The sequence below is a fragment of the Microbispora sp. CSR-4 genome (genome assembly GCF_008033685.1).
Classification (GTDB): Bacteria; Actinomycetota; Actinomycetes; order Streptosporangiales; family Streptosporangiaceae; genus Microbispora.
The window spans coordinates 31,060-55,745 of sequence record NZ_VJVX01000053.1; the positions used below are offsets into that span (position 1 = coordinate 31,060).

Sequence of the window (24,686 nt, forward strand, 5' to 3'; positions counted from 1 at the left end):
CGATGACGCACTCCTCCACCACCGGCACGGGCTCCGGTGCCAAGCCGGCCACGACGAACGGCGACGTCACCTCGAACGGCGACGGGCTGCCCGCGTTCGCCGACGGCGGCGGCTCGGTCGTCGACGTCACCCCCGCCTGGGGCGAGTCGCTGCCCGCCTGGGCCGACGACCTCATCGCCCTGCTCACGGCGGGCCAGACCTGGCCGGAGGCGAGCGAGAGCCAGTTGTGGCAGCTCGCCCGCGCACACCGGTCCGCGACCGTGAACGTCGTGCAGTCCGTCGATCCCGTGGGAGCCGCCGCCGTCGCCGTGCTCAGCGGGATGCAGGGCCCGTCGATGCAGGCGTTCCTGAACCGGCTCGGCGAGCACTACTCGGAGGACACCGGCCTGCTCAAGGTGGCGAACAACCACTTCGCCTACGGTGCGCAGGCCGACAACTTCGCCCGGGAGACGCAGTATTCGAAGCTGTCGGTCAACGTGGTGTTCTGGATCGCGCTGATCGCCACGTTCATCGCGCTCGTCGCCGCCTTCTACTCCGCCGGGGCCTCCACCCGGGTCATCGGGCCGATCGCCGCCCGCGCCAGGGCCGAGACACAGAAGATCCTCGAACGGCTCGCCCTCATGGCCGGCCGCCCCGCCGCGGCCCAGGCGATCGCCAAGGGGACCATGCTGGCCTCGGTCCGGACCGGCCTGCTCGGCCGCATCCTCGCCAGCCCCCTGGGCAGAGAGCTCGTCGAGGAGATCGGCGAGGAGGTCGCCGGCGACGCACTCGCCCAGTCCGAGCAGCGGAAGTCGGGCACCCGCAACGGCTGGGACTGGAAGATGACGAGCGCCACCGCCCTGGGCGCGGCGGGCGGCGCGGGCGTCGGCATGCGGGTCGCGCACCCGGTCAGCAAGCTGGTCAACAGGACGCCCCTGCTCAGAAGGCTGAACACCGACGCCCCCGGCTTCGGCAACGCGTTCAAGCGCTTCCCCGGCAGGGCGTTGACGACCGGCCTCACCAACGTGATCGCCTCCCCGGCCGGGAGCATGCTGGCCAACGGGCTCGTGTACGGCCAGTGGGAGCTGCCCGACGGGGAGTCGCTGGTCGGGGCCGCACTGTCCGGCGCCGGCCGTACGAACACGATCAGCCCGTTCAACCCTGACGTGATCCAGGCGGTCGCCAGTCCGCGTACGGCCCTGGCCTCGGCGTACGACACCAGCGTCCACACCGATCTGACCCGGGCCCTGTCCACTCCGTCTCCCAATCCCACGGCCGGGCAGCCTTCGGGTGGCGATCCCGGCTCGGCGAACACGAACACGGCGGGCAGCGGCCAGACCGCGACCGGCGGTGGAACCGCGGGCTCGGGCAGCACGACCACCGCGTCCGTCGCGGGGCACCCCTCCGGCGGTTCGGCCACCCCATCCGGTGCCGGCCAGACGGCAGCCGCGACGCCGAGCGGATCCGCCCAGACCTCCAGCTCCGCGCCGTCCAGCTCCGCGCCGTCCGGCCAGGTGACGGCCGCACCCCCCAGCGGCTCCAACCAGCCCTCCACCACCGGCCAGCCCGCCACCGCAGGGTCCTCCGCACAGTCCGGCGTGAGCCCGACGAACCCCGGCACAGCCACCACCGCCAACGCGGGCGCCACCACCTCTGGCACCTCGGGCTCCAGCACCGCCACGAACGTCACCAACGCGAACGCGACCGGCGCCACGAGCGCGACCAGCGCCACGAACGCAGGCAACGCGACGAATGCAGGCAACGCGACCAACGCCACGAGCGCCGCGGGTACTACCGCCGCGAATCCGGGTCAGGGTCAGGGCGCCTCGCCAAGCGCGTCCGGCCCGCAGACCACCGCCAGTTCTGCCCCGGGTGCGAGTGGCACCACCGGTGCGGCGGGCTCGAACACCCCGGCCTCCGCAGCGACCCCGAGTGCGAGTACGTCCGGCCCGGCCAACACGGCAAACACGGCGAACGCGGGCAGCGCGAACCCGGGGCAGGCGTCGGCGGCTGCTTCCGCTGCCTCCCCATCGGCCGGCTCTGTGAGCACGCCCGCCGCGGCCATGCCCGCAGCCCCTGCGGCGACGCAGGCGTCCGCTTCGCCGTCGGCTGCTGCCTCCGGTGGCACCACGTCATCCAGCACGTCGTCCGCCACTTCGTCGGCCACATCGTCCGCTGCGGCGTCACCGGCCGCCCCGGCCTCCCCGGCGGCGTCCTCGGGAACGAACAGCGGCAGCGCTTCGGGAAGGACCTCCGCAGCACAGACGGCGGCGCAGGCGGCGGCTCGTACGGCGGTCTCCGACGTGCTGCTCACGATCGCGCCCGACACGCTCTTCCTGCGCGACGGTCGGGGCGCGAGGCTGACCGGCCCCGACGGCAGGCCGATGCAACTGTCGGGCGAGGACATCAAGACCGTTACGGAGCGGCTGGCGGCGCGTGCCGCCGAGGGCGTGGACACGCCTCGGCTCCATGCGGAGGCGGCCGCCCTGCTGGGGGCGAGGATCGCCGAGGAGAGCCTGGGACTCCCTGCCGAGGGGGCACTCGACGCGCTCGCCCGGCTCGCCGACGCGACGCCGGACAACCGGGGCGCCGCTGCCGAGGTGGCCGGTGAGGTGCTGGAGGACAACCCGCGCGGCTGGCGGCCCGACCGGCTGAGCGACGCGGGGGCCAGGCTGGTGGAGGAGGCGACGGTCCCGCCGCACGGACCCGAGCACGCTCTGCGCGTCGGCCGCTCCTCCGACACCGCCTCCGACATCGTCCGCCGCGCCGAGGCTCTCGCCGGGATCACGTCCGCGACCGGCGCGAACGGAACGGCCAACCCGGCGAGCGGAGGCCAAACCGCCGCGCCCGCCTCCAGCACCACGCCCGCCTCCAACACCGCCCCCGGAACCACGGCGCCCGGAACCACCGCGTCCGGAACCACTGCGCCCGGAACCACCGCGTCCGGAACCACGGCGTCCGGAGCCACCGCGTCCGGAACCACGGCGTCCCCGACCGCGGGGACCGCTCCGGCGACGAACTCCGCCCAGGCGGCCAACCCCCAAGGCCCCAGGCGGTCCGGACCGCGTACGACCCGGGGGAACGGCCGGGTGACCGCCCGGCCGATCGCGCGGAGCCTGTTCGTCGCCGACGGCAGGGCGTCGCATCTGGCCGACCTGTCGTCGAGTGAGGCGGAGCAGGGCTTCCTGGCGCTCCAGCCGTCCGACGTGGGCCCGGACGTGACGGCGCTGGGCCTGGCCGGCGAGCGGACGGTCGTCGTGGACACGGGCTGGCTCGGCGGGCAGCACTTCCGGTACGAGATCGGCCGGGTTCGCGGCGGTCGTCTCGCCGAGACCAGGGTCAGGTCGGGCACGGCCGAGGACCCCCACGTCGTACGGCTGTCGCCGCGCCTGGCGAACGACATCCTGCCCCGGGTGTGGCTGCACGAGATCAGCGACGTCTTCCAGCGGATGTCCGGCCCACGGCAGGGCATGGTCCGCTCCTTCCTGAGCCGTACGGCCGAGCCGGACCCCACGGCCTGCGTGACCGCGCGCTATCGCGAGCACGCGCTCCTGGACAGGCTGTGGCGGGAAGCCCCGGCGTCGGAGCGTCCCGCCATCGCGCACGAGATCGAGCAGATCGGACGGGAGATCGAGAGGCTCGGGCACACCGCCCCCGAGCCCCCCTGGTCGGCGCCCCGGCCACCCACCGCATCCCAGCAGGCCCCCGGCCCCGCGACGCAGACCGCGAACGCACCAAGCACCACCGGACAAGGCGCGACATCGTCCGATCCGGTGGCGGAGCTGCGCGGGCTGGCCCGCTCCCAGCGGGAGACGCTGACGGACGCCGCCGGTGAACTGCTCACGGCGGTCAAGGAGAAGATCCGCAGCACCAGGGCGGCCGCGGCCGATGCGAAGAAGGCCGAGGATGCCGCGGAGAAGGCGTCGCGGGAAGAGGACCTCGACGCCGGGGAACGCCGCCGCAAGGCGCTGACGGACCGCGACGTCCACCGGGCGAGCGCCGAACGCGCCCGCCACAGCAAGGAGGCGTACGCGCGGGCGTTGCGGCGGGCGGTCGAGGCGCGCACGAAGTACGAGGCGCTGGAGAACGCCCTCGACGCCCTCCCCGCCAACCGTACGGGCCCGCTGCCGGCGGATGTCGCCCGGCTGGCCCGGGAGGCGGAGGAGGCCCACACCGCGTACAAGGAGGCGCACGCGGACGCCCTGCCGCTGCCCGAGGTCCTGTCGGAGGCGACGCCGGCGGGCCGGCTGCCCCATCTCGAACGGCTCACACGGGTCGTCAACGAGATGCTCGAACGTGCCGGGGTCGACCACCGCTACGCGCCCGACGAGCTGTCGCACGTGTTGCGGTCGAACTTCAGGTGGCTGGTGTCGGAGGACGGCGCGCTGCTGCGGGTGGGCCGCGGCACGCGGGGCGAGCTGCGGCTGCGGCTGAAGGTCACGGACCTGGTCGAGGTCTTCGGCCATCCGGTGCGGCACTCGCAGTCGATGCTCGGCCAGTTGCCGCAGGGCGGACGCTCGGCCTCCGTCACCGCGAACCGTTCGCTGCGCCTGGCGCCGAGCTTCGACCTCAACACCTTGAGCAAGCCGTTGCAGTACGTGCACTGGGTCGGGCTGCTGATGAAGTTCGGCGTGCTCAGGGCCGGCGTCACGTTCGGCAGGAGCGAGTCGTTCAACGGCAACGCCTCCGAGTTCGCGCTGGCCGGCGCGGTGCAGGACAACGCGGGCGAGGCGCTGGTGCTCGACGGGCTCGCCTCGGCCGAGGTCGAGCTGCGCACCGCGAACGGCACCGAGCGGGCGCAGGTGGACAGCGGCGCCCCCGGTGACGCCCGGAGCCTGCAGGTGTATCTGCCGCACACCCACGCGCAGCGGGGGCCGGCCGAGGTCACCCGGCTCCCCAGGGGCCAGTGGCAGCGGACGCCGTTCCCGAGCACGCGGTCACCGGGCTGACCGGGCTGCAGGACCTCGCCGACCGCACCGCCGAGCGGATCGGCCGCCCGGAGATCGGCAGGATGACCCGCGACCAGATCGTCACGATCATGACGAAGGAACTGCCCGCCCGGCTCGGCGAGGCGGTCAACGATCCCGAGGGGCTGCACCGTCCGATCACCGTCAACGGCCGGGTGGTCGGCTACGTGCGGATCAAGAGCGAGGTCGTGATGGACACGGCGCGGCCGGTCGGCACGCCGAGCATCAAGCACCGCCTGGAACGGCTGCGCGTGGGGTTCTCGGGCGCGTCGGGTTCGCGCTCGGCGGGCCGGTCGGTCGACGTCAAGGGCACCGCGGGAGCCCAGCTTCCCATCGGCGGCCCGCGTCTGCTCGGCCGTCTCCACCTCGGCGGATTCAAGGCCGCCGCACCGCGGATCACGGCGGGGCTCGGCCGTTCCTGGTCGCGGTCGCGGTCGATGAGCGCGGGCGGCACCGCCATCCGGCCGAGCGTGCAGCGCTGGGCCGGCCACACCCAGGCGTACGCGCTGGAGCTGAAGCACACGGTGACGGTGCAGCTCAACACCGACGAGACGCCGCTTCCCGCCGTGCACGGCGAGAGCACGGGCCTGTTCCGCATGCCCGAGCCGCACGCGTACCGCTACGGCCTGCCGGTCGACCGGGCGGCCGTGGTGAACGCGGAGGAGGGCAGGCTCAGGGACGACCCGAAACCCGGCGTGCCGAAGGGCCGCCTGGCCCGGCTGCCCGGCTGGGCCCGCGGCACCGGGGCCGGGCCGGGGCTCGTGCAGGCGAGCGACCGTCCCGAAAGCGTCGAGAACTTCAACGAGGTGCGGGCGAAGGTCGTGGCGCAACTGCGTGCGCGCGGCCTGCTGCCGGGCGAGGACGGCCGGCTGTCCCGCGACCCGCTGACCCGGGCGAGCCAGATCGCCAACATGATCGAGGTGGCCGAGCAGCTCTCTCCGGCCCGCCTGCAGACCGGCTATGACCAGGCCATGCAGGACGGCATCATCCTCGACCTGGTGAGCCAGGGCATCGGCCGGGCCAGCCGGCATCTCACGGTGCGCATCCGGCTGGAGCAGTCGGGCCGGGAGGATTTCGTCGGCACCAGCGCCGCCGTGGTCGCGGCCGACCTCGACATCTCGTCGGAGACCTCCGGCCGCACGGTCAGCCGGTCGAGCGGCCGGTCCGTGGACGTCGGCCCCGCCCTCGGCCTTGAGCCGGGCGGGGTCGGCTCGACCGGCGCGGACGCGGGCGTCCACTGGAACAAGGGCAGCGCGGCCGGCCTGACCGTCAACGACACGGGCAACCTGGTCACGCTGATAGAGGGCACCGCTCCGGCGGCGATCTTCGAGGTTCCGCACACGCTCACCGTGGACCTGATCGAGGACGGGAAGATCACGCCGCTGGCCCAGAGCGACGACGTGTGGATGCGGGTGCTGCTGCCCTCCGATCTCCTGCCCGAGGACCGGACCGGGGTCTCGCCCCGCCACCCGACGTCCCCGGAGGCGCTGAGCCTGGCCACTCTCCTGCACGTGGACGGGACCGGCGTGCTCGACGCCCTGCGATCGGTGCTGCCGAGGGCGATGCAGCCGGGCTCGGTGTCGTTCCACCACCTCGCCGAGGCGTTCAACACCCGCAGCCTCATCTCCCACCCGGAGTGGCTGCTCGCCGACCCCGCCAACCCCGCCACGACGTACGGCACCGCCTTGGCGGTGCGCCCGCGCCGCCTGCGTACGCACCGGGCGTCGGCATGGGTCACGGCCAGGCCGGGCGAGTCGGAGTTCGTGACCGCGGCCGACCTGGTGATCGGCGACATCAACTTCACGATGGGCGCCTACACCGCACGGACGGAGGCGCGCGGCGGGCGGTCCATGGACGCCTCGACCGGCGTGAGCGGGGCGCTGCCCCGGGCGCTCGGCGGCAGGGCGGGGCTCGGCGGGTCCGCGGCGGGGAGCACGTCGTCATCGATCGCCGACACGGCGATCTGGGGCAGGGAACGGCTGGCCATCGACACCGGCAAGCACTACGTGTTCGCGATGAAGGCGGACATCACGGTCTCCGGCGACGAGGCGGGCAACCGGCGGGCCGACGCCGAGCCGCTGCGGGACAGGACGGTCGTCTACTCCCTCCCCGAGCGCGACGCCCTCGACCTCTACGGCAGGGGCGAGCTCAAGCTGCCCCTCGACCAGGTGGCCGACGCGGTGACGCGGCTGCTCGACGGCAACCTCCAGCTCGACCCGCGTACGGCCGTGCCGCTGGTGCGCAGATATCTGGCCGACCGGGCGCTGGCGCGAAGGGAGGGCAACCCCCGGCCCGACCTGGAGCAGAGGCACCCTCGCGACGTGCTCGCCGATCGGCTCGCCAAGGACTTCCCGATGCGCCTGGCCGCCGAGGGAAACCGGCTCAAGCGGATGCACGACAGGCTGCCGGACCTCGCCAGCCCCGTGGACGTCCCCGACCTCTATCGGGACTCCCTCGGCGAGAGCACCGTGAAGAAGACCGCCCTCAAGGCCCCGGACGGCACGCCGACCCACGTGCTCGACCAGGTGCTCGGCCAGATCGGCAAGGTCGCGCCCGGTGCGCTGAAGCGTGACCCCGTCCTGCTGCGCAGCCTGTTCGGCGACTTCGCCGGCAAACGCTGGTGGGGCAAGATCGACGCGATGAGCGGCGAGGAGGGCTTCGTCAAGACGTACTCGCTCAAGATCGGCCCCCACCTCACCGAGGAGGTCACGGTCAGGATCAGGGCGGTGCTCCACGGCGACGAGGCGAGCTACGGCGGGAACGTCCACAACTTCGGCCAGATCCTCCAGGACTACACGTACACGCAGGAGGACCGCACCGAGTCGTCGGGCAAGACGTTCGGCGGCAGCGGGAACGCCGGGGCGGGCCAGGCCGCAGGCAGCGGCGGCAGGGCGGCCGCCACCGACCGCTCGCACACCGGCACGGCCTCCACCGGCACCCAGCGGACCCGCATCCAGCGCGCGGCGGCGTTCCGCGGCGGGCAGCTCGTCGAGCACCCGGTGACCGTCATGATCGAGGTCGAACGCACGTCGGGCTCCCTGCGCGGCGCCGTGGCCGCGACCACCCGCGTCCCCCGGACCAGCCATGTCACGCTGGACGGCACGATGGCCCGGGTGCTGCCGGACGGCATGGTGGCCAAGAAGGGCACGGTCGCCGAGCGGCCGCCCGCCCCGCCCGACGTGCGGCGGGTCGCGCCGCCCGAGGTCTTCGTGACCGAGCGGCTCAAGGCCGACGGGCTGCTGCGCGCCGTGTTCGACCGGCTCTCCCGGCAGGACCTGATCGGCGGGGCCGCCGCCATGGAGCACTACGCGGCGCTGGCCAAGACGCTCACCGGTCCCGGGCTCACGACCCGGCTTGAGCGGATGACCGGCCCCGACGGGCACCGGCTCCTCCGGCTGCCCATGCCGGGCCGGCCGGGCCAGATGGTTGACGTGCGCATCCACGCCGACCTGTCCGAGCCCGACCCGGTGGCGCTGGGCCTGCAGGACACCGAGCTGGGGCAGGTGGACCGCGAGCAGAACACGGCAGGCACGGCCACCGACCGAGGGCAGATGACGCCGCTCGGCCGCACGTACAGCGGGGGGAGCGCCGTGGGCGCCGGCGCCGACCTCGGTGCCGGGGACCAGACCGCGCAGTCGAGCTCGGGCAGCGGCGGCAACCGCGACGAGACCAGCGTCTTCGAGAAGGGCACCGGGGCCAAGGTGCGGTTCCGGGTCGACTTCGACCTCCGGTTCGAGGTGCGCCAGGTGGCGCGCGACGGAGCGGAGACGGTGGTGCGGACCGTGGCCGTCCCCCGCGGCGCGACCGGCACGGCCCACCTGATCATGTTCCAGCACGCGCTGGAGGAGATGCTGGCGAACCGCGAGGCCGGCGCCGCCCGGCCCCTGTGGGACTTCAACCGGCAGCACGCCACGACACCCGGCGTCTTCTTCTCCCACGACCGCGTGCGCGAGATGGCCACGAGACATCCGTCGTACGACCCGGCGGAGCCCGCCACGCTCACCAAGGCGATGGCCGAGGCGCTCAGAGGGCGCACCGGGACGCGTCCCGTGGGCATCGTCGCCGACGCCGGCCAGACGGGTTCGACGGCTCTGGTGGAGGAGGCCAGGCTGCTCGCCCGCGACCTCGGCGCCGACGTCCACCTCCATCTCACGCTGCCCGACGGCACCGTCGAGCGCCACCGCGCCACGCCCGTGGGCGAGCTGTCCGGCAACCCCTTCGCCGAGGCGCTCGGCACGGTGCCGCCCGACCTGGTGGCGCTGGCCGAGCGGCACGGCCTCGACCTGCGCGACCTGTACGGCGGGCGGCCGAGCGGGTTCGCCGACCGGATCGCCGAACGGCTCGACTCCCTCGGCGTCGCCCGGCCCGCGCAGGCCGACCCGGGATGGCCGGTGCCCGAGACGGCCGCGGACGGCACCTGGGGCGGCAACCCCTCCATCACCTCGCCCGGCTCCGTGACGGCCCAGCCCATCCCGAAGACCGCGTTCGTGGCCGACGGCCGGGCCCCGCACCTGCCCGACCTGTCGCACGCCGAGATCCCCGCGGCCGTCGCCGACCTGCGCCCGGCGGACTTCGGCCGGGGCCTGCACGCCCTGGGCGCGACGCCGGACGGCAAGGTCATCACCGCGGAGACCGTCAGGTCCGGCGCGGAAGGCTTCCTCGTGCTGATCGAGGACCCCGGCGGCGGCCGCCCCGCCCGTACGGAACTCGGGTCGGGCGGGCGTCCGAACGTGATCCGGCTGTCGCCGAGGCTGTCCCCCGACGTGGTGGCCCGGGTGCTGCTCCACGAGATCAGCGACACCCTGCAGAAGCGGGCCGCGCTGGAGCAGGGAGTGGTGCGCCGGTTCCTGAACACCGTCGATCCGGGCTACGACGCCTGCGCCACCGCTCGCCGCAACGAGCACGCCTACCTGTCCCGCAAGTGGCTGGCGGCCACCTCCGCCGAGGAACGGGCGCGGTTGCGGCACGAGATCGAGGCGGTCGCCCGCGACCTCGGCGCGCGGGGCCAGGCGGCGCCTCCACCGCCGTGGATCACCGTGCCGCCCCAGGCGCCGGTGCCCGACCTGTGGGAGCGGATGCGCAGGCTCAGCAACATCTCCGGCTGGGAGCCGCCCGACGACGAGGACGACGACAAGGACGAGACCGTCCCCCGGCAGGAGGACGCCGGACGGCCACAGGTGAGGAACGTGTGATGCCCTACTCGATCGCCAGAAGCAGGGACGAGGCGCAGCTCTATCTCGACCTGCACCCCTGCGCCTGCGGTTCCGTTGACACCGACTGGGACAGCGGCCTGGCGAGCGTCGAAGGGGAGCTGGTCACCTCATACGAGGGGCGCTGCGCGGCGTGCGGCGCCGAGCGGGAGCACCTGTTCGGGCTCCCGGCGCGGGAGGTGACGCCCACCGGTTTCCCGACGTTCGGCGGCGCGGAGCCGTCCGAGCTGCTCGACCCCGGCGAGTGGCTGTGGGTGGCCGACCTGACGGCGGGCAACGCCCCGATGGAGGGCGATCGGCGGCAGGCGCTGTCGATCGCGCGGGCCGCGGTCGAAGAGGTGATCAAGTTCGTCCCGCCCGGGCAGGACGAGGTGCCCGAGGACGCGTTCTGGTCGGAGCGGGGACGCGCCGTGCGGGCCGCCGAGCCGGGTCGGTTCCGTCTCGACCGGCTGCTCGTCGTGCGCGACACCTACCGGGAGCTCGCCGGAGCATAGGGTTGCCGGCATGGAACAGGTGCCCATCCCCCACGCGCGGACGCTCGCGGAGGCCCGGCTGTATCTCGCGCTGACCGTCGAGGAGGCCACGCCGGAGGAGCCGCCGGTGGAGGGGCCCGAGGCGTGGACGGTAAGGTCCGGCGGCGTCGAGGTGCTCGTGCCGTACGCGAGCGAGGCGGAGGCCGGGGACGAGGGGGAGCGGTTCGGCGTCGGCCTGTCCGAGCTGATCGACCCCGGTCAGTGGCGGCTCGCCGGCGCCGGGTACGCGCGGCGCGCGCTCGCCGACGACCTCGAATACACCGAGGAGCCGGGGGACGAGCGGCTCTTCCAGCGGGTGGTGAGCGGCTGGGAGACGGCCAGGGACGCGCTGAAGGAGGCGCTCAAGTTCATCCCGCCCGGCGAGGACGAGGTGCCCGCCGAGGCGTTCTGGACCGAGGCGGGGCTGGCCGCCCGCGAGGCGGAGCCCGACTGCTTCCTGCGTGACCGGCTGGCCGAGGACATCGCGTTCTACCAGCAGAACCTGGACGACTTCCGCCGCCTCAACGGCTGACCTACTTGCCGAGGGGCACCGGCGCGCGGGCGGCGGCCGGGTCGAGCGCCGGGCCCTCCGGGATGAGGTGCAGCAGTTGCGCGGGCACCGGTGTGGTGTCGGCGGCGTCGTAGCCGAGCTTCGGCAGCAGGTCGGGCGAGGCGATGGCGAACCTGCGGCCCTGGTCGGTCACCAGGAAGTAGTTCGTGATCGACCCGAGCTGTCCCTCGCCCGGCAGCAGCCCCGCGACCGCCGCCGATCCCGGCGGGAGCAGCACCTGGTCGAAGGTGTCCTGGGTGCCCGGAGCGCGGGGCGTGGGGATCGTGATCGAGGCGCCGACGGTCAGGGTCGCCCGGGTCGAGCCGCCGGCGGTGCCGGCGAAGACCGCGCACAGTGGCGTGGTGGAGGCGGGGGAGACGACCGTGGGCATCGTCTCGGGCATCCCGCCGCCCATGACGCTCGGCTGCTTCGACAACGCGGCCCCGGCCGTGGCCGCGTCGATCGGGATCGGCTGCAGCGGGCGCCTGCCGTACGCCGCCTTGGTGGCCGGGTCCGACAGCAGGAGCGTGGCCTGGGTGAGGGAGATCGGCGCGAGGCCGTCGGACAGCAGGACATACCAGCGGGCGGGGGCGCCCCCGATGCCGGGCACCGTGAAGACCTGCCCGACCGCCGCCGTCACCTTGCCGTCGGGCCCCCGAACCTTCCTGCCCAGATTCGGCACCTTCGGCCCGCTGAACGCGGGGCCTTCGGGCAGGGCGTTGAGCCAGCTCGCGGGCACCTTCCTGGGCTGGGCGTTGAGGGCGTTGACCGCGCTGGTGCTCGCCCGCATCCGCCGGTCGGCCCAGACGACCCACTTCTGCCGGCCGTCGTCCACGACCATGGCGCCGCCGCCGAGGGGCCTGCCGCCGACGTCCATCCCGCCCACCAGCGTGACGTACGGCCTGGGCGTCCCCGAGGCGTCCGGGCCGTCCACGACGCACACCGACCACGGCCCGTGGACCAGTTTGTCCTTGGGCGGCAGCGAGTCGGGCGCGCCGGGGATGCCCACGAGCGGCCCGCGCGGCAGCTCGGCCAGCGAGGCGGCGGAGACGTCGCGCACCGTCACGTCGGCGGTGTCGAGCAGCAGCCGGGCGGAGACGTAGTTCGCCGTGGGCAGCAGCACGCGCTCCTGCTGGCTGTAGACGTAGGTCGCGCCGGTGTCCTGCTCGACGAGGAGCTGGCCGGGCTCGGTGAGCCTGGTCGCGCCGCCCGGCTTGATCACACCCCAGATGCCGAAGCCGGCGAGCAGGAGCACCGACAGCAGGATCCCGCAGAACGTCGCGATGTTGTGCCGCCGCATCGGCGACTCCGCGACGTCCGGCTCGCCCTGCAGCAAGGCCTGGCCCAGACGCTGCTGCATCAGCCGGTACGCCTGGTAGAGGTCCTTCCGGGTCTGCACGGTCACCTCTCCCTGTCAAAGGGCATGGATGTCAGCATATTGACCCGCGGCCATCGTCGTGATCTCCGCCCTCGCCCGTCCGGTTCGCCGTCAGGGCCCGCGCGACCTGCCGGATCTCCCGTCGCGGCTTCGATGAGCTTCGTCTCCACCGGTGTGCCGTCGTCGCCGACGGGCCCGGCCCGTCCCGCGCCGTCGTCGCGGCCGGAACCACCCTGATCGCCGCCGGCCTGTGGCCGCTCTCGTACGCCGACGCGGCCACGCCGTACGGGGTCTACGCTGTCGTGCTCGTCGTCGTCCTGCTTTATCCCGCCAGACGACGCATTTCCGGACGTTAGAAAAAGGGGGAATGGAACAACAGGAAAAGCGTATTCTTCCGGCACTCGATATAGCCGCTCGGCATAAGGGGTTCACAAGATTGACAAACGATTTACGGTGGGGGCGGCCCCTTTGTCGATGAAGGAGTGACTGGATGAGTAACAGCTTGCTCGGCGGCGACCCCGCGGAGATGCAGAGCATGGCCGCGCAGTTCAGCCAGCAGGCGGACCAGGTTCGCACCACGATGGCCAACCTCGACCGCGAGGCGGCCAAGGTCGGCACCGCCTGGACCGGCCCCGGCGCGCAGCGCTTCCACGACGCCTGGCAGAGCTACCGGGCGGCGTTCCAGCGCATGGCGGAAGAGCTCAACGAAGCCTCCCGGGTCATCACGACCTACCGCGGCAACATCGAGTCCGCGACTCGCTGACCACCGCAGACCGCAGGCCGCCGGGCCGCCGTGGAACCCCCACGGCGGCCCGGCGTTTTCGTGTCCCGGCGTTTTCGTGTCCCGGCGTTTTCGTGTCCCGGGGGTCTCGTGTCCCGGCGGGTTGTGTGTCACAGCCCGGCGGTTTCGTGTTTCAGTCCGGCACCGCGGCCTGGATGGGGGTCGCGACGCCCGAGACGACCAGCAGGCCCCGCCCGGGAGGCCCGCCGACCGCGCCGCGCGGCAGCCGTACGGCGAACAGGTCGCCGTCTGCGGGGCTCTGCACGTTGAGCAGCAGGCCGGTCCTGCCCTTGCGGGCCTCGGCCGCGAACCCCCGGTAGGCCGTCGCCAGGTCGCCGGTCGCTCCGGCGATGAGCAGGCCGTGCTCGCCGTCCCGCCCGGTGCGCAGCATCTCGTCCAGGGCCAGGCCGAGCGGGGAGTCGGGGGAGATGAGCTCCGCGTCGTCCACGGCCACCACGTAGCGCTCGTGCCCGGCGACCAGGGCGAGCGGGTCGAGCGCGCCCGGCAGGCCGCCGAAGTCGTCCGCGCCGCCTCCGGTCACGCTCCTGGCGTTGCCGTCCAGCACGGCCAGCACCCCCGGCGTCCCTGCGAGGTCGCGCAGCGGGCTGCGGCGGGGGGTCACGACCAGCACCGGCGTTCCCCGGCCGAGCAGCGAGCGCGCCGCCGTGACCAGCGCGGACGACCGTCCCGAGCGCGGCGGCCCGGCGATCACCGCGGCAGGTCCCTGGCCCTGGAGGTCCACGCCCATCGGGACGAGGGCGTCGCCGCCCGCGCCGAGCAGCGCCCACAGGGCCGACGGCGGCTCGTACGCCGGCTCCAGGTCGAGCGCCTGGCTCGCCGTGATCCGCATCGGCAGCGCGTCCACCCGCAGCGGCGGCTCCGACGGCCAGGCCCACTTCGCCGGGGTGTCCGAGCCGCCGAACCGCGCCGCCGCCGTACGGGCGAGCTCCTGCACGACGGCCACCTGCGCCGGGCCGGAGGGGTCGTCGCACAGCAGCGCGATCTGGCTCTCCACCAGGCCGTGCTCGCCCACGGCCAGGGCCCGGCCCGGGGGCATGGCGCTCGGCAGGTCGCGCACCGGAAGCCCGGCGAGCCCATAGTCGGCGGGGTCGGCGAGCCGCAGCACGAGCCGGTCGTCGAAGACGGTGGAGATCTGCCCGAGCAGGCCCGACCGGTCAGAGGTGACGACGGCCCGCAGCCCCACGGCCGGGCCCTCCCGCAGCAGTTGCAGCATGGCGTCGACCAGCCGCCCGTAGTCGTAGTTCTCGAACGCGGCGACGTACCCCTCCCAGCGGTCCACGAGCAGCACCAGCCAGGGCAGCGCGCCCACGCCGGAACGGTCGCGGGCGGCCCGGGACTTGGCGGCGGAGCGCGCCTCGGCCAGCGAGGCATAGCCGGCCTCGGCCAGCAGTTGCTGGCGGCGTCCGACCTCCGCGCGCAGGCGGGTCAGCAGGCGCTCCACCCGGTCGAGCTGGTCCCGGGTGACGACCGCCCCGCAGTGCGGCAGCGCGACCAGCGGCAGCAGCGCGCCCGACCCGCAGTCGACGGCGTGGACGTGCACGTCCTCGGGGGAGGCGCCGGCCGCGATCGAGCCCGCGATCGTCCGCAGCGCGCTCGACCGCCCGCTGCGCGCGCCGCCCGCGATCAGCAGGTGGCCGCCGTGCCGCATGTCCAGCGTGAGCGGGCGGCGGCCCTGCTCCCACGGCAGGTCGGTCATGCCGAACGGCAGCGGCGGCACCTCCTCGGCTCCCGGCCGGTACGGCGCGGCCCCAGCGAGCAGGCCGCCGGAGGAGCCCGCGGGCCCGACGTCGAGGACGACCTGGTCGGGCAGCGGAGGCAGCCACGGGCTCGGCTGCCGGGGCAGCTCGCGCCCGGCGTCGCGCAGCGCGTCGACGAGCAGGGCCAGGTCGGTGCCGCTCGCCGCCTGGGCGGCGGGCGGGGCGGGCAACGGGTGGCCGAGCGCCTGCCAGGGCAGGTCGAGCACCCGCAGATCGTCCCCCGCGTCGGCCGCACCCGCACCACGCGGATGCGGTGTGCGACCGCCGATCCTGGCCGTCTGCACGGCCACGGGCGCTCCCGAGCCGGCCCGCACATAGCAGCGGCCGGGCGTCGTACGGGAGATGTGGGCGGCGTCGGGCACGTCGATGACGTCGGTGGACTCGGCGGCGTCGGTGACCCGCAGCGCGATCCTGAGCGAGGTGTTGGCCTGGATGTCGGCGGTCACCACGCCGCCGGGCCGCTGGGTGGCGAGGATCAGGTGGATGCCGAGCGAGCGGCCCCTGCGCGCGATGTCGACCAGCCCCTCGACGAAGTCGGGCAGCTCCGTGACCAGGGCGGCGAACTCGTCGATGATCAGCACGAGCCGGGGCAGCGGCGGCAGGTCCTTCCTGCTCCCGGCGGCCTCCGGCACCGGCGCGGCGAAGATGCCGCCGCCGCGCGCCCGCCGCACGCCGCCCGCGCCGAGCACCCAGGTGGCGCCCCGTGCCCGCTGGTAGTCCTCGATGTCCTTGGCCCCCGCGTCGAGCAGCAGCCGCTCCCTGCGCCGGATCTCGGCGGCCAGCGACGACAGCGCCCGCTGGGTGAGGTGGCCGTCGAGGTCGCTCACCATGCCGACCGTGTGCGGGAGCCGTACGCACTCCTTGAAGGCCGCGCCGCCCTTGTAGTCGATGAGCACGAACGTCATCTCGTCGGGCCGGTTGGCCACCGCGAGCGAGCAGATCAGCGTCTGGAGCAGCTCCGACTTGCCCGCACCGGTCGTGCCCGCGACCAGGGCGTGCGGCCCGTCCCGGCTCAGGTCGACCTCGAACGGGCCGTCCGGTCCCACGCCGATCAAAGCCCGGGTCGTACGGCCCTGCCGCTCGGCGAGCGCGGCCGGGTCGAGCGAGACCTCCAGCAGGTCGAGCAGACGGACCGCGTCGGGGAGGGCGGCCGAGGGGTCGTCGCGGCTGACGTCGCGCAGCGGGGCCAGCGCGCGGGCCAGGCGTTCGGCCCAGGACGGCGAGACCAGGTCGGCGCGGATGCCGGTGATCGGGTCGAGCCCGCCGCCGTGGAGGCGCACCCCGCCCTCCCGGTCGCAGGACACGACCGTGGCGCACTCCTCGGGCAGCAGCCGCTCGTCGTCGTCGATGGCGATCGTGTAGACCCCGGCGCGCGGGCCCTGCCGCAGCACCTGCGGCATGCCGGGCAGGCCGCGCAGCACCTGCGCGCCGTCGAGCATGACGAGCACGTCGAACGGCCGCTCGTCGTAGGTCGCGAACGCGGGCTCGGCGGGCCGGTTGCCGCCGCCGCGCCCCAGGTCGTCCCAGCCGGCCGGGCCGCCGGACAGGCGGACGCCGCGCGGCAGCCCCGGCCCGGAGCCGTTCTCGGCGTCGAGCCGTTCGGTCACCAGGGCGGCGAGCTCGGCGACCCGGCGGGCGGCGGCCTCGGGGTCGGCGCCGACGAGCGCGGCGCAGTCGGACGACAGTGCGCCGCCGCGGGCGGCGGCGTCGGGCGCGCAGTGCGGCAGCCAGCGCACCCAGCCCCACTGCGCGGCGCCGTCGGCGTTGGCCGACAGCACCACGATGGCCAGGTCGCGCGGGCTGTGCAGGGCGGCGGCCTGGCCGACGAGCCAGCGGGCGCAGCCGAGCGCCACGTCTCTCGGGCCGGTGAGCCCGGCCACGCCGAGACGCCGCATGACCAGGGCGACGGGGACGTCGTGGCAGGTGGGCGGCTCCCGGCGGGGCGCGTCCTGGGGTGTGCCGCTCTCGGGCTCGAACTCCAGGTCGGCGGGCAGGTCGGCCAGGCCCACGCGCAGCCGCAGCGCGTCGCGGTCGTGCACGCGGCGCTCCCACAGCCGGCGGCGCGGGCCGGTCGCGGTGAGCAGCACCTCGGCCGGGTCGGGCGCGCCGCCGCGCCTGGCCTCCTCGTCCTGCCGCACCGCGCGGGCCACCTCCTCCTCGAAGGCGGCCATCCGCTCGCGGTAGGCCTTGACCGCCCGGCGGTGCTTCTTCCTGCCGTGCCTGCGGTCGCTCACCCACTGGCCGATCATGATCAGCGGCGTCATGAACGCGATCAGCAGGTAGTACCACGTGCGGGTGACCACGGCCATGACCACGCCGAGCACGGCGGGCAGCAGCGCGGCCAGCAACTGCAGCCGCATGCCCTCGCCCCGCTTGGGCTCGGCGGGCACCGTGAACCGCCGCTGCCGCTCGGGCCGTTGGAGGCGCGGCGGGCGGTTGTAGGCGAGCCCGCCGTCCGGCAGCGCGTCGAGGTGGGCGTCCGGCGGCACGACCGGCCCCAGGGCGAACACCGAGCCGCCGCAGGCGAGCATGCCCCCGGGCGGCCACGCCACGGCCTCCGTGAGCGGCTCGCCCTCAAGCCGGGCCACCGGGCCGCCCCCGGAGACGGCGGGCTCCACGGTGGCCGTGCCGGGGGCCAGCCGCACCACCAGCGCGACCGGCGGCATCCTCGGGTCGGGCACGGAGATCGCGCAGGCGGGATCGGAGCCGATCGTGTGGGCGCCGAGGCCGATCCGGTGGACGACCCCCGCCCCTGGGCCGCCCACGACGCGCAGCTCCGCCGGCCCGCCGGGCTCCTCGGTCACCGTCGCCGCAGCGGCCTGGCCGTCCAGGGCCACCACGTCGCCATCCCTCAGCAGGCCGAATACGGGCGCGTCCGGGCCGACGGGCCGGCCGTCGACCCACAGCTTCACCTCGCCGGACGGCCGGGCGTGCCGGTCGCCCCGGTCCAGGTCGTACGGCGCGCGGGCGTGCGGGAGCCGTACGACGTTGGCCGGGCGGGCGGCCCCGCCGTCGAGCGCGGCGGCGAGGGCGGCGACCGTGGCGCTCCCGTCGCCTTCGACCAGCACGTCGCGGCGGCCGTCCTCGCTGACCACGGTGAGCGTTATCCGCATGCGCGAACTCCCAGAAGGCGGTTGTGCGGCGGCCTCGCGGAAAGCGTTTCATCCCGGGGCGTCCCCGTGAAGATCTCCTGGCGTACGGGCCATGCGGCCCGCGGGGCCACGGTAGCCGTGTCACCCCCGCTCATCGGGGCGTTTCCCCGGAATGGGTAAGGCGCGGTCATCACGCCCCTCCGGTCGCTTTGTACGGCGGTACGAAGAGTGTGAATGGTGTGACAGTTGGGAAACAAGTGCAAACGTACTATCACGAAATATCGGGCCGGTAAAGCCGTGTGTCGATATGGCGATAGATCGACTCCCGTTGACAGGCGTATTCCTAACGGATAAGCATGGGTCGCCGCATCAGGCCACTTATGGCGGCGCAAGCTGGCCATAATGGAGTGAATTAGCAACAAACGGCTAGACCATAAACACATTCGTGCGGCCCGAAAACAGAAGGGCGCCCTCATCCCTGGGAGTCCCCCCCCCATGAGGATCAGCGAGAAGACGTCGCAGGACGGCCGGGCACCCGCACGGCCGGGCCTGTCCGGGCCCGCCGCACGCCGGCTGCCCGTCCCGCCGAGGGAGCGCAAGCCCGCGCTCGCCGCGCTCGCCGTCCTCCTCATCCTGGGCGGCGCGCTCGCCACCACGCTGCTGGTCATGCGCAGCGGCGACCGCGTCTCGGCCGTGCAGATCACCCAGCAGGTGGGGGCCGGGCAGCTCATCCCGATCTCCGCCATGCAGGAGGTGCAGATCGCCGACACCGGCGTCCAATACGTTCCCTGGCGGTTCAGGAACGAGGTGGCCAAGACGTACGCCCGCGTGACGCTGCTGCCGGGCACGCTGCTCACCGAGCCGATGACCGCCAGGACGACCGACCAGGTCGGGCCGGGCAAGGCCAAGGTGGGCCTGTCGCTCAAGGCCGGCCAGATGCCCGCCGACCTCAAGTGGAGCGACATCGTCCAGGTGATCTACGTGCCGTCGGCGGGCAAGGGGTCGGGCACCGCCCAGCAGAAGGTGCTGGCGACCGCCGCCCGCGTCGAGAGCCTGTCCATCGGACGGTCCGGGGGCGGCCTGGTCACGATCGTCGTCGACACGTCGATCGCGCCTGCCATCGCCCAGTACGCCTCCAGCGGGGAGATCGCCATCGTCACGCTCCCGGGGGTCAAGTGACGTGGCGCTGATCGTGCTCGCCGCCGACAAGGGGGCGCCCGGCGTGACCACCGCGGCGACCGCCCTCGGCGCCGTGTGGCCCCGGGCGGTGCTGCTGGCCGAGTGCGACCCCTCCGGCGGCGATCTCGCCTACCGCCTGCCCGGCGAAGACGGGAGCGTGCTGAACCCCGGGCGCGGCCTGCTCAGCCTCGGCGCGGTCGCGCGGCGCGGGCTCCACGCCGAGCTGATCTACGAGCACACGCAGCGGCTCGTCGGCGGCCTCGACGTGCTGGCCGGCCTGACCAACGGCGAGCAGGCGTCCGGCCTCACCTGGCTGTGGGGCCCGCTCGGCCGGGCGTTCGCCGCCCTGCCGCAGGCCGACGTGCTCGCCGACTGCGGCAGGCTCGGGTTGCACCCCCAGATCGGCGACCTGGTGGCCGAGGCCGACCAGGTGGTGCTGTTCACCAGGGCCAGCCTCGACCACGTCGCCCACCTGCGCGAACGGCTGTCGCTGATCGGGCGGAAGGTCGGGATCGTGGTCATCGCCGACCCCCGGTCATACCGGTCGTCGCTTGAGGAGATCCGGCGCATCGTCTCCGGCTGGGACGTCGCCTTCGTCGGCGGGCTCGCGTACGACCCGAAGGGCGCCGAACTCCTGCGCGGCCAGTGGGGCGGGCGGCTCGACCGCAGCCTCCTCATCCGTACGGCCAGGGAGCTGGCCACGCGCCTGGCCGCGCAGCTCGCCGAGGGCGGCGAGACGGCGGCGCCGCCGGCCGCGGGGCGGGCGAAGCGGCGGCCGGAGGTGCGGTCGTGAACTCCCAGCGGCGGCCGGTCGACCACAGCCTGGTCAAGCGCTTCCGGCAGGAGGTCGGCGACCGGCTGGCGCACCAGCGGCGGCTCGACCAGGCGAGCGGCGTGCCGCCGATGTCGGGGGAGGACGAGCGGCAGTTCGCCCGGGCGCTGATCGCGCAGGTGCTGGAGGAGCACGCGCGCAACGAGATCGGCGTGGGGCGCACCCCGCCCACGGCCGAGGAGGAGGAGGCGCTGGCGGCCGGCATCCACGCCGCGCTGTTCGGCGTCGGCCGCCTCCAGCCGCTGCTCGACGACCCCGACGTCGAGAACATCGACATCAACGGCTGCGACCGGGTCTTCGTCGGCTACGCCGACGGCCAGGAGATCATGCACGACCCCGTCGCGGACTCCGACGAGGAGCTCATCGAGCTGATCCAGATCCTGGCCGCCTACTCGGGCCTGTCGTCGCGGCCGTTCGACACCGCCAACCCGCAGCTCGACCTGCGCCTGCCGGACGGCTCCCGGCTGTCGGCCGTCATGGACGTCACCGTACGGCCCGCGCTGTCGATCCGCCGAGCCCGGCTCGGCAAGGTGTTCCTCAGCGACCTCGTCGGGAACGGCACGCTCACCCCCGAGCTGGGCCGCTTCCTCACCGCCGCCGTGGCCGCGCGGAAGAACATCATGATCGCGGGGTCCACGAACGCCGGGAAGACCACGCTGCTGCGGGCGCTGGCCAACGAGATCCCGCCGCACGAGCGGCTGATCACGGTGGAGCGGGCGCTGGAGCTCGGGCTCGACCAGTTCCCCGAGCTGCATCCCAACGCGGTGGCATTCGAGCACCGCCTGCCCAACGCCGAGGGGCAGGGCGAGATCACGATGGCCGAGCTGGTGCGGCGGTCGCTGCGTATGAACCCCTCGCGGGTGATCGTCGGCGAGGTGCTGGGCGACGAGATCGTCACGATGCTCAACGCGATGACCCAGGGCAACGACGGATCGCTGTCGACGATCCACGCCAACTCCAGCATGGAGGTGTTCAACCGCATCGCGACCTACGCGCTGCAGGCCGAGGAGCGGCTGCCGATCGAGGCCACCCACATGCTCATCGCCGGGGCCATCGACTTCGTCGTCTTCATCGAGAAGCGCAACGACTATCACCGCGGCGGCACCCTGCGGCGCTACGTGTCCAGCGTGCGGGAGGTCACCGGCTGCGACGGGCGCGTGCTGTCCTCTGAGGTGTTCGCCATGGCCGGCGACTACCTGGTGCCGCACGCCCCGATCTCCTGCGCCGACGAGCTGGCCGCCCACGGATACGACCCGGCGCGGGGAGCGTGGCGATGAACGGCCTGCTGCCGGCGCTGCCGGCCGGCGTCCTCGACCCCCTGGTGCTGCTCGCCGGGGCCGCGGCGGGCGGCGGGCTCTTCCTGCTCGCCCTGGCCGTGTACGGCCTGCGCCCCCGCCCCGCCACCCCGGACGGCCGGGCCGAGCGGATGCGCCTGCTGCGCACGCTGTCCACGAGGTCGGCGATCGCGGTGGTGACGGGTGTCGTGGTGCTCGTGGTGACCGGCTGGCCGGTCATCGCGGCGGGCGCCGTGCTGCTGGTCCTCGCCTGGCGCGGCTTCACCGGCGGCGCGGCCGAGGAGCGGGCCGCCATGCGACGCCTGGAGGGCCTGGCGGCGTGGACGGAGTCGCTGCGCGACACGATCGCGGGCGCGGCCGGCCTCGAACAGGCCATCCCCTCCTCGATCAGGGCCGCGGCCCCCATGCTGCAGCCCCACCTGCGGGCCCTGGTCGACCGTCTCCACACCCGGATGCCGCTCGCCGACGCGCTGCGGATGTTCGCCGACGAGCTCGACGACCCCTCGGCCGATCTCGTCGTGGCGGCGCTGATCCTCAACTCGCGGCTGCGCGGGCCGGGCCTGCGCGACGTGCTCTCGGCCCTGGCGGTCTCGGCCCGCGAGGAGCTCGACATGCGCCGGCGCGTGGAGGCCGAGCGCAGGTCCACCCGCAAGAGCGTGCAGATCGTGGTCGGCACCGCGCTCGCCTTCGCCGCCATGCTCGTCGTCTTCAACCGCTCGTACGTCGAGGAGTACGACTCCGTGCTCGGCCAGGCCGTACTGGTCGTGGTGGCGGGCCTGTTCGGCGCGGGGTTCGCCTGGATGCGGCGGCTCGCCCGCTTCGACAAGCCGGCCAGGATCCTCGCCCCCTACCACCGCCCGCGGTCCGCGGTGGCCGCGCAGGCGCAGCCGCCTGCGGCGGAGGTGACCAGGTGATCACGACGGTGCTCTGCGGAGCCGTGCTCGGCCTCGGGCTCTTCCTGCTGGTGCGGGCACTCTTCCCGCCCCGGCCCGGCCTGACCGCCCGGCTCGCCGCGCTCGACCAGGCCCGCGACGGCAAGGGCGTGCCGCGGGCGCCGCTGATCGCACCCGAGGAGGACGTCAGCGAGTTTCGCCGCATGCTCGGCCTGCGGCTGGCCCGGTTCTACGCGGCGCGAGGATGGGAGGCACGCTCGACCAAGGCCGACCTCGCGCTGCTCGGCAAGTCGTTCGAGGGTTTCCTCGCGACCAAGCTGCTGCTCGGGGTCTCGGGCCTGCTGGCGTTCCCGATCCTCGTCGGCTGGCTCGCGCTGATGGGATGGGGCGTCTCGGTGCAGGTGCCGCTCTGGTCTGCCCTCGTCGTCTGCGTGATCTTCTTCCTGCTGCCGGACGCGCAGATCCGGCGGGACGCCGCCGTACGCCGCCGGGACTTCCGGCACGCCGTGGGCGCCTTCCTCGACCTCGTGTCGATGAACCTCGCGGGCGGCAGGGGCGTGCCCGAGGCGCTGATGATGGCGGTCGCCGTGGGCAGCCCCGTCACCACCCCCGGGGCGCTGAACGGCACGCTGAGCGGCACTGCGAGCGGTTCTGTGAGCAGCACCGCGAACGGTTCTTCCGCGAGCGGTGCGGTGAACGGCGCGTCGGGCGCTGCCACGAACGGCGCCGGTCCCGCCCCCGGCTCCAACTGGGCGATGGAACGCATCCGCGAGGCGCTGGCCAACGCCCGGATCGTCGGCATCACCCCCTGGCAGGCCCTCGGCCAGCTCGGCGACGAGATCAACGTGGACGAGCTGCGGGACCTGTCGGCCGCGCTCGGGCTCGTGGCCGACGACGGCGCCAAGGTCCGCGCCTCCCTCACGGCCCGTGCCGCCACCCTCCGCCGCCGCGAACTCGCGGAGGTCGAGGGCAAGGCGGGTGAGCGGTCCCAGTCGATGCTCGTCGCCCAGCTCCTGCTGTGTGCGGGCTTCGTGATCTTTCTCAGTTTTCCCGCAGCCATGAAGATGTTGGGGGCCTGATGCTCTGGTTCCACTATTTGATCGCCGTGCTCCATGTGCGGCTGGACCGCGCCAGGAACGCCCCGTCCAGGGGCGCCTCCGCGGTCGAATGGGTGATCATCACCGCCATCATCGCCGGAGTCGCGCTCGGCCTCGCCACGCTGATCAAGCAACTGGTCGAGCAGAAGCAGTCGGACATCCAGAACAGCTTCAGCGGAGGCGGCGGGGGTAACGGGGAGTGATCGTGCAGGGCGTGACCGGCCCCCGCGCCCCGGCCACCGCACGCCACGAAGGTGGCGAGCAGGCCGAGCGCCGCCACCGGGGCGGACGGCCCGGGCACCGCGAGCCGAGCGGGCCGGTCGCGCGCGGCCGGTGGGCTCGGCGAATGCGGAGCCGCGAGCGGGGCGCGACGGTGATCGAGCTCGCCATGCTCATGCCGGTCGTGCTCGCCGTCGTGCTGCTGATCGTCCAGGTCACGCTCTGGTTCCACGGCCGCCAGGTCGCCGACGCCGCCGCGCGGGAGGGCGCGCGGATCGCCCGTGCGGGCGGCTCCGACGGCTGGCAGGAGGCGGCCGAGGGCAAGGCGCGGCAGATCGTGCAGGCGATCGGGCCGCAGTTGCTGAAGAACGCCCAGGCGCAGGCGTGGGAACAGGGCGACCAGCGCGGCGTCGAGGTGACCGGCAGCGCCGTCCAGGTGGTGCCGCTGCTGCCCGAGATGACCTTCACGATCACGTCACGGTTCGGCGGGCCCATTGAGTGCTTCCGTCCCGACGACGGCTCGGAGGGCTGCGAATGACCCGGCCGGAGCGTGGATCGATGACGGCCGAGACGGTGATGCTGGCCCCGCTGTTCCTGCTCTTCCTGCTGTTCCTCGTCGGCGCGGGCCGGATCGTGGAGGCCCAGGGCGAGGTCAACGGGGCCGCGCGGGACGCCGCCCGGGCCGCCTCCGTACAGCGCACCGAGGCGGAGGCCGAGTCGGCCGCGAAGGAGGCCGCCGAGGCCGCGCTCTCCGGAGACTGCTCGCCTCAGGTGGACATGTCCGGCAGCGATTGGACGATGGACGGCACCGTCCGGGTGACCGTGACCTGCGAACTGAACCTCGACTTCCTCGGGTTCGGCGCGGCGAAGCAGATGTCAGGCACCTCGGTCGTGCCGCTCGAACGGTATCGGAGGGTGGAATGA

15 protein-coding genes are annotated in these 24,686 nt (G+C 74.0%); 13 read left to right on the top strand and 2 right to left on the bottom strand.

Features of this window, described 5'->3' with window-relative positions; genetic code table 11:
• The first annotated feature begins 2 nt into the window (after positions 1–2).
• Genes FLV34_RS30660 through FLV34_RS30675 form a run of 4 tightly spaced genes read left to right on the top strand, consistent with a single transcriptional unit; the run spans position 3 to position 11,200 of the window.
• On the top strand, positions 3–4,928 hold the full coding sequence (locus FLV34_RS30660) for a hypothetical protein (protein WP_147944754.1): 4,926 nt from the start codon (positions 3–5) through the stop codon (positions 4,926–4,928).
• Positions 4,886–10,138 (top strand): hypothetical protein, encoded by a 5,253-nt coding sequence (locus tag FLV34_RS40830; RefSeq protein WP_187280782.1) that lies wholly within the window; start codon positions 4,886–4,888, stop codon positions 10,136–10,138. The genes FLV34_RS30660 and FLV34_RS40830 overlap by 43 nt, the downstream gene beginning before the upstream one ends.
• Positions 10,138–10,650 carry a hypothetical protein gene (locus FLV34_RS30670; protein ID WP_142646470.1) on the top strand — a complete coding sequence of 171 codons (513 nt, stop codon included), beginning with the start codon at positions 10,138–10,140 and terminating at the stop codon, positions 10,648–10,650. Before FLV34_RS40830 ends, FLV34_RS30670 begins: the two co-directional genes overlap by 1 nt.
• 10 nt (positions 10,651–10,660) lie before the next feature.
• Positions 10,661–11,200 carry a hypothetical protein gene (locus FLV34_RS30675; protein WP_205830002.1) on the top strand — a complete coding sequence of 180 codons (540 nt, stop codon included), beginning with the start codon at positions 10,661–10,663 and terminating at the stop codon, positions 11,198–11,200.
• 1 nt (position 11,201) lies between these two features.
• Here the strand turns inward: FLV34_RS30675 and eccB are convergent, their stop codons facing one another.
• A complete protein-coding gene (gene eccB, locus FLV34_RS30680) occupies positions 11,202–12,623 on the bottom strand; it encodes a type VII secretion protein EccB (RefSeq protein ID WP_261985965.1) in 1,422 nt (473 codons plus the stop codon).
• A 463-nt stretch (positions 12,624–13,086) separates the two neighbouring features.
• Between eccB and FLV34_RS30685 the strand changes: the two genes are divergently transcribed.
• Positions 13,087–13,359 (top strand): WXG100 family type VII secretion target, encoded by a 273-nt coding sequence (locus tag FLV34_RS30685; protein ID WP_030508536.1) that lies wholly within the window; start codon positions 13,087–13,089, stop codon positions 13,357–13,359.
• 151 nt (positions 13,360–13,510) lie between these two features.
• Here the strand turns inward: FLV34_RS30685 and FLV34_RS30690 are convergent, their stop codons facing one another.
• Positions 13,511–18,268 carry an FtsK/SpoIIIE domain-containing protein gene (locus tag FLV34_RS30690; protein ID WP_147944755.1) on the bottom strand — a complete coding sequence of 1,586 codons (4,758 nt, stop codon included), beginning with the start codon at positions 18,266–18,268 and terminating at the stop codon, positions 13,511–13,513.
• 474 nt (positions 18,269–18,742) lie between these two features.
• On the opposite strand from FLV34_RS30690, the gene FLV34_RS30695 reads away from it, so the two are divergent.
• From FLV34_RS30695 to FLV34_RS30730, 8 genes are read left to right on the top strand one after another with little or no spacing between them, the layout of a single operon-like run.
• A complete protein-coding gene (locus FLV34_RS30695) occupies positions 18,743–19,426 on the top strand; it encodes a hypothetical protein (RefSeq protein WP_142646467.1) in 684 nt (227 codons plus the stop codon).
• A gap of 1 nt (position 19,427) precedes the next feature.
• A complete protein-coding gene (locus tag FLV34_RS30700) occupies positions 19,428–20,219 on the top strand; it encodes a hypothetical protein (protein ID WP_147944756.1) in 792 nt (263 codons plus the stop codon).
• Positions 20,216–21,535: a CpaF family protein gene (locus FLV34_RS30705; RefSeq protein WP_142646462.1), complete on the top strand. Its 1,320-nt coding sequence runs from the start codon at positions 20,216–20,218 to the stop codon at positions 21,533–21,535. Before FLV34_RS30700 ends, FLV34_RS30705 begins: the two co-directional genes overlap by 4 nt.
• Positions 21,532–22,467, top strand: a complete 936-nt coding sequence (locus tag FLV34_RS30710) for a type II secretion system F family protein (RefSeq protein ID WP_147944757.1) — start codon at positions 21,532–21,534, stop codon at positions 22,465–22,467. Before FLV34_RS30705 ends, FLV34_RS30710 begins: the two co-directional genes overlap by 4 nt.
• Positions 22,464–23,525 (top strand): type II secretion system protein, encoded by a 1,062-nt coding sequence (locus tag FLV34_RS42785; RefSeq protein ID WP_261985966.1) that lies wholly within the window; start codon positions 22,464–22,466, stop codon positions 23,523–23,525. Before FLV34_RS30710 ends, FLV34_RS42785 begins: the two co-directional genes overlap by 4 nt.
• The gene (locus FLV34_RS30720; RefSeq protein ID WP_142646458.1) at positions 23,525–23,746 is read left to right on the top strand and encodes a hypothetical protein; all 222 of its coding nucleotides are present in this window, start codon (positions 23,525–23,527) and stop codon (positions 23,744–23,746) included. Before FLV34_RS42785 ends, FLV34_RS30720 begins: the two co-directional genes overlap by 1 nt.
• Positions 23,747–23,757: 11 nt before the next feature.
• Entirely contained in the window at positions 23,758–24,300 is a 543-nt protein-coding gene (locus FLV34_RS30725) for a TadE/TadG family type IV pilus assembly protein (protein WP_261985967.1), read from the top strand.
• A 20-nt stretch (positions 24,301–24,320) separates the two neighbouring features.
• Entirely contained in the window at positions 24,321–24,686 is a 366-nt protein-coding gene (locus tag FLV34_RS30730; RefSeq protein ID WP_167530251.1) for a TadE/TadG family type IV pilus assembly protein, read from the top strand.

Excerpts from the sequence above, each read along its gene's own strand:
- FLV34_RS30695 (WP_142646467.1), top strand. The coding sequence starts at position 18,743 with ATGAGGATCAGCGAGAAGACGTCGCAGGACGGCCGGGCACCCGCACGG.
- FLV34_RS30685 (WP_030508536.1), top strand. The coding sequence starts at position 13,087 with ATGAGTAACAGCTTGCTCGGCGGCGACCCCGCGGAGATGCAGAGCATG.
- FLV34_RS30710 (WP_147944757.1), top strand. The coding sequence starts at position 21,532 with ATGAACGGCCTGCTGCCGGCGCTGCCGGCCGGCGTCCTCGACCCCCTG.
- FLV34_RS30690 (WP_147944755.1), bottom strand. The coding sequence starts at position 18,268 with ATGCGGATAACGCTCACCGTGGTCAGCGAGGACGGCCGCCGCGACGTG.
- FLV34_RS30660 (WP_147944754.1), top strand. The coding sequence starts at position 3 with ATGACGCACTCCTCCACCACCGGCACGGGCTCCGGTGCCAAGCCGGCC.
- FLV34_RS30730 (WP_167530251.1), top strand. The coding sequence starts at position 24,321 with ATGACGGCCGAGACGGTGATGCTGGCCCCGCTGTTCCTGCTCTTCCTG.
- FLV34_RS30670 (WP_142646470.1), top strand. The coding sequence starts at position 10,138 with ATGCCCTACTCGATCGCCAGAAGCAGGGACGAGGCGCAGCTCTATCTC.
- FLV34_RS30675 (WP_205830002.1), top strand. The coding sequence starts at position 10,661 with ATGGAACAGGTGCCCATCCCCCACGCGCGGACGCTCGCGGAGGCCCGG.
- FLV34_RS30720 (WP_142646458.1), top strand. The coding sequence starts at position 23,525 with ATGCTCTGGTTCCACTATTTGATCGCCGTGCTCCATGTGCGGCTGGAC.